This is a genomic window from Streptococcus parasanguinis, assembly GCF_001074805.1.
Classification (GTDB): Bacteria; Bacillota; Bacilli; order Lactobacillales; family Streptococcaceae; genus Streptococcus; species Streptococcus parasanguinis_A.
The window spans coordinates 1-5,696 of the sequence record NZ_JUPI01000136.1 but is presented as its reverse complement, the minus strand read 5'-3'; the positions used below and the strand labels follow the sequence as shown (position 1 = coordinate 5,696).

Annotated in this window: 2 protein-coding genes; both read left to right on the top strand. The window is 45.9% G+C overall.

What is annotated here, in order from left to right:
- Positions 1-535, top strand: a 535-nt coding sequence (locus ADI76_RS09725) for an LPXTG cell wall anchor domain-containing protein (protein ID WP_049516151.1), incomplete at its 5' end; no start/stop codon positions are given.
- 181 nt (positions 536-716) lie between these two features.
- The coding region (locus ADI76_RS09720; RefSeq protein ID WP_049516148.1) for an accessory Sec-dependent serine-rich glycoprotein adhesin at positions 717-5,696 on the top strand (4,980 nt) is incomplete at its 3' end.

The window sequence follows — 5,696 nt, the reverse complement described above, 5'->3', positions numbered from 1 at the left end:
CTATGTTGACGTCAATGGTAACAAGATTAAAGACGATGTCACTGACGAAGAAAATCAACCAGTAGGTAAAGACTACGATACAGTTGTGGATAACCGTCCTAAGACAATCGTAACTCCAGATGGTAAAGTTTACGAATTGGTACCACAAGGTAACTACCCAGTAGGTAAAGTTGATGGACAAGGTCACTTGACGACAACTGACCCAACAACTGGTAAAGTCATCGAAGGTGATAAGAACGTTACTTACGTTTACAAACTTGTGAAGACTCCAACCGTTCCAACACCAAACACACCAGTACCACCAACTCCAACACCAAATACTCCTGTAGATCCAACACCTAATAAACCAATGGATCCAACACCAAACACACCAGTGAACCCAGTTCCTGAGCAACCAGCTCAACCAGCTCCAGCTCTTGAACAACTTCCAAATACTGGTGAAACAGGATCTGTAGCTTCAGCTCTTCTTGGAGCAGTTGCAGGGGTTGCAGGGGTTGCAGCACTTGGACGTCGCAAAAAGGAAGATGAAAAATAATCTTCTATCCTAATTTGATTCGGTCATTTCAGGTATGTGGGAAATGAAAAAGGATCCAAAAAGAGAACCTCCGGGTTCTCTTTTTGTATGCTGTTATTTGTGTTAAAAACTAGTCTTAATTAGTTACTTTTGGGGAAAATTAGTGTATAATAACTCGATATCTAAAATTTAAGGAGCGGACATGTTTTTTAAACGTTCGAAGGGTGATTTTCGCGAAACGGAGCGAATCACGCGTTATAAATTAATCAAATCAGGGAAGAATTGGGTACGGGCATCTGTTTCTCGGTTAGGCTTATTTCGTGTCATGCGAGGTGGTGTGGATGAAAAAATCATGGTTAGATATGATGATTCTTCACGTCAAATGCCTGCAGACCTAGTAAAAGGTATGGTTGTACTAGGGGCTCTTGCTGGAGCAACAACGGTTGCTAACCCAGTATTTGCTGAGGAAAATGAGATAAATGCGACTGTTGGGTCTGAAATCAGCCCATCGACCGGTGTAGCAGGTTCGGATAGTCTTGTCTTGGGGATGACGTCTACCACAGACTCTGTGTCAGCCAGTCACTCCATAAGTGAATCCAGCTCATTTTCAGAGTCAGCTAGTGACAACCTTTCTTTGTCTCAGTCGGTTTCTTTGAGCGAATCACATGTTGTTAGTCATTCAGCGAGTCAGTCCACATCAGAATTTGCTAGTAGCAGTCTCTCAGAGGACGATTCAATTCACAGGGCTACTCCTGAAACGAGTGAGAAAGAAGCAGCGGCTCAGACCACTCGCTCGGAAGACCATGTGAAGCGTCTGCAGGTCTTGGCCTTGGATTTATACACCTATCGGGCACAGGCTCTGGAAATTCCTGGGACAGAATCTGCTATTGAAAGTGGAGATCTGGCTTTAGAAGCTATTCGTACTGGCTTGTCCAATCCGGCAATCCAAATTGATGCAGTGGAAAGACAAGCTAAGATTGCTCGCAATCGCTTGGCCAACGCGGTGCTGCGCGCGACATCTGGTCAGCGCGACCCTCGAAATGGGAACCGTATTGACACAGATACCAGCCTTCGTGCGCCCCAGTACAATCTCGGCCCAGCCAATAATGCCTTGATTTCTGTTTATAACTCTGATTACATCAATCAGGTTTATAAGGTTGTTGAAACCAATCCTACACGAAATAATATTAAGAGCATTGGCTACGCTTCTGGTAGCGATCGTGTGAATGGCATTTATGTTCCGCAAACATCGGCCTTGAAAAATAGTGCAGCTGTCTTTAATATCGTGGGGACTGTTGGGCAGACAGAGGTCGTAACACCTGGAAAAATTTATAATGTTTCTTTTGTAGTGACGAATACGGCTAAGCAGTCAGTGACACGTACGCTTCGTATTCAGGTTTTGCCACAAAATGATGGCATTCGAAACCCGATTACGGCTGTGACGACGGCAACTTTTGTCAATGATACCACTAACTTGGCCCAGGCTGAAAAAGAGAAAGTTTGGGAGGCTTTTAAGACTGCTAACCCAAATATTGCCACTTCAAAGGATTTTAAATCTTATTCGGTTTCATCATCTGGTGTGGTGACTATTACTTATAAAGATAACACCACAAATGATGTAACTGCTCCTGTTAAGCGCCTAGCAGCACCGACGGTTGAGACTCGCTTACTAGAGAAAGCCTATACTCAAACACCTGTAACGGTGACGGGGGCTGAGCCAGGTTCTACAGTCGTTCTATACAATAATGACGACGAAGTGGGAACAGCAGTAGCGGATGCTTCTGGACAAGCGATCGTAACACCGAATGCTCCCTTACAAACGGGTGGTGTAAATGCTAAAGCCCGTATCCTGTATGGTGATTATGCAGTTTATTCCGATGCCAGTAACATGGTGGCTATAACAGATGCCACACGTCCTGAAGTGACGGCTAAGTTGACCGTCAATGGTGTGGAACCGAAATCAACCCCTCTTGAAGGTGGTGGGAAGAATTATACTATTTACGCTGGTGATGATGCGGTTGTGACCTTTACAGCTACTGATGACAGTGGCAAGTTGAAAGAAATGAAAGTCGTTGCACGAGCGGATCTGAACGACAATGCTTTAAACGGGAATTTCTTTGGTGGCAGCCAGTATGGAACAGGTGATATTGCTCCTATCACGGTAGATATTACGGCTACCAGTGCGAACCCTGCAACCATCACAACGACCATTCATCTGAAGGATGACCTTTACCATACCTACCGGAATACATGGCAACGCAACGTCGCAGCTATTGACAATGCGTCCAATATGAACCGTCCAAATGGTTTGGGTGAAATTCGGATTACCCAAGGACGTCTTGCTGATCGTACGCCAGGTGTTGCTCCAACAAGCACTATTCAGGTGACGAGCCTGACTGACTTGACAGATGCAGATAAGAGCAAGGTGATTGCTGCTGTATCGGCTGTTAATCCAGAGGTGGCCAACCGGATTAAGTCCTATACGGTTAATAGTGATGGTACAGTCACCATTACTTATAAAGATAGTACGACCAATGTCGTAGCGGTGAAACTGTCAGATAGCGATCACAGTCAGTCTGTATCAAACAGTCAGAGTGCATCTACGAAGACTTCGCAATCGATCAGTCAGTCTTTAAGTGCGAAGCAATCTCAGAGCGTATCGGCTCAGCAGAGCGTTTCATTTAGCCAGTCACTGAGCTCGGTTCGCTCGCAAAGTTTGTCGGCTTCACTAAGCCAATCAGCATCGGCAAGTGTATCCGCTCAAGCGAGTCTATCTCGCAGTCAATCATTGAGCAAGGAGATTTCTCAATCTGCTTCAACGAGCCAATCTATATCGGCAAGAAAATCTGAATCTGTGAAGGTTTCGGAGTCAGCTTCTGCAAGTGTCAGTGCCTTGCAGTCTGCTTCGGTATCAGCAAGTGTATCCAAAGTGGTTAGCCAGTCTATCTCAAGCTCGACATCCGCTTCAACGAGCGCCTCTGTTTCAGTGAGTCAGTCAGTTTCAGCATCGCTTTCACAGTCGGTATCAGCGTCACTAAGTCAATCGACTCGCGAGTCGGCTTCAAAATCAGTGAGTCAATCGCAGTCGGAGTCTGCATCAGTATCTTTGAGTGAGTCCGCTAGAAAATCAGCATCGTTGAGCACTTCCGTATTAGAGAGTCAATCAACCTCTACTTCGGTGTCGGTTTCAACGTCTGAGTCGGTGTCGACTTCCAAATCAGTATCGACTTCCGAGTCTGTTTCTGTATCTGAATCAGTATCAGCCTCTGAGTCAGTTTCAGCCTCAGAATCAGCATCAACCTCTGAATCAGCATCAACCTCTGAATCGGTCTCAGCGTCCGAGTCAGCATCTACATCAGAATCAGTATCAACATCCGAATCGGTTTCTACATCTGAGTCAGTTTCAGCCTCAGAATCAGTGTCTGCTTCTGAATCGGCATCAACATCGGAGTCAGTCTCAGCGTCTGAATCTGTGTCAGTGTCCGAGTCAGCGTCAGAATCAATCTCAACCTCAGAGTCGGTTTCAACGTCAGAATCAGTATCAACGTCTGAGTCGGCATCGACGTCTGAGTCAGCGTCAACCTCAGAATCAGTCTCGACCTCTGAGTCAGTTTCAGTCTCTGAATCTGTATCTACGTCTGAGTCAATTTCAACCTCAGAGTTGGCATCTACCTCTGAGTCAGTTTCTGTATCTGAATCAGTCTCAACGTCTGAGTCAATCTCGACCTCTGAATCATTGTCAGCATCGTTGAGCACCTCAGTATCTGAAAGTCAGTCAGTCTCTGCTTCAGTGTCAGTTTCGACTTCAGAGTCGGTTTCAATGTCAGAATCAGCCTCTGCGTCCGAGTCAGCGTCAACTTCTGAATCAGCCTCTGCGTCCGAGTCAGCGTCAACTTCTGAATCAGCATCAACCTCTGAGTCAGCATCAGATTCCGAGTCAGTCTCAGCGTCGGAATCAGTGTCAACGTCAGAATCAGTGTCTACATCTGAGTCAGTCTCGACGTCTGAGTCGGTATCTACATCTGAGTCAGTGTCAACATCCGAATCAGCTTCTGCGTCTGAGTCAGTGTCAACTTCTGAATCAGTCTCGACCTCTGAGTCAGTCTCGACGTCTGAGTCAGCGTTAACCTCAGAATCGGTGTCTACCTCAGAATCGGTGTCTAAGTCCGAGTCAGCATCAACCTCTGAATCAGTATCTACGTCTGAGTCGGTTTCAACATCCGAATCAGCCTCAACCTCTGAGTCAGTATCAGCATCCGAATCAGTTTCAATATCCGAGTCGGTTTCTGCATCCGAGTCTGTCTCAACATCCGAGTCAATTTCAGCCTCTGAGTCGGTTTCAACATCCAAATCAGTGTCGACCTCAGAATCGGCATCTGCATCTGCATCTGCATCAGAATCAGTCTCGACTTCAGAATCAGTATCAGCATCCGAGTCAGCATCAACGTCTGAATCAGTTTCTTCGTCTGAGTCAGCGTCTACGTCCGAATCAGCCTCTACTTCTGAATCAGTCTCGACCTCTGAGTCGATATCTACATCTGAATCGGTTTCTGTATCTGAATCAGTTTCTGTATCTGAATCGGTTTCTGTATCTGAATCAGTGTCTACTTCTGAATCTGTATCAACCTCAGAATCAGTGTCAACGTCAGAATCAGTGTCTACATCTGAGTCAGCGTCAACGTCTGAATCAGTCTCAACCTCTGAATCGGCATCGACATCAGAATCGGCATCAACATCGGAGTCAGTCTCAGCTTCTGAATCAGCGTCAGCTTCTGAATCAGTGTCAACATCAGAATCAGTGTCAACGTCTGAATCAGTTTCTGTATCTGAATCGGTTTCTGTATCTGAATCAGTGTCTACTTCTGAATCAGTGTCTACTTCTGAATCAGTGTCTACTTCTGAATCAGCATCAACCTCTGAATCAGTCTCGGCATCAGAGTCATCATCTACGTCTGAATCAGTCTCAGAATCCGAGTCAGTATCAGAAAGTCAGTCAGTGTCTACGTCCGAATCAGTGTCGACATCTGGGTCAGCGTCAGAGTCAGCATCAGCGTCAGAGTCAGCGTCAGAATCAGTGTCTACGTCCGAGTCGGTTTCAACCTTAGAATCAGTGTCAACATCTGAATCAGTTTCTGTATCTGAGTCAGCATCAGCCTCTGAGTCGGCCTCTACATCAGAATCA